Below are 409 nucleotides of genomic sequence, written 5' to 3' on the forward strand. Positions count from 1 at the left end.
GTATGTTTTTTGATCAGCTTCGGCGGCGCAGACTCAGCCAGGCGTCGATGCTGTAAATCGCAAGACCCGCCCAAATGCAGGCGAAGGTGACGATGGTGCTGGCGTTCATGTGCTCGTCGTAAAGCAGCACGGCCAGCAACAGGACCAGTGTCGGTGCCAGATATTGGAGAAAGCCCAGCGTGGTGTAAGGCAGATGTCGGGCTGCGGCGTTGAAGCACACCAGCGGGATCAGCGTGACCGGGCCTGCGGCTGCCAGCCAGATGGCCTGAGAGGTGGTCCAGAACTCGGCCTGCGCACTCAGCGCGCCAGGATTGAGCGCCAGCTAGATCAGTGCCAGCGGCACCAGCATCCAGGTTTCCACTACCAGCCCGGGCAGGGCTGCGACCGGGGCTTTCTTGCGGATCAGCCC

Annotated in this window: 1 pseudogene; it reads right to left on the reverse strand. The window is 62.3% G+C overall.

Features of this window, described 5'->3' with window-relative positions:
• Positions 1-13: 13 nt before the first annotated feature.
• Positions 14-409, reverse strand: a pseudogene (locus tag EE949_RS00950) (EamA family transporter); the annotation flags it as partial.

Source organism: Pseudomonas viridiflava, from assembly GCF_900602065.1.
Lineage (GTDB): Bacteria > Pseudomonadota > Gammaproteobacteria > Pseudomonadales > Pseudomonadaceae > Aquipseudomonas.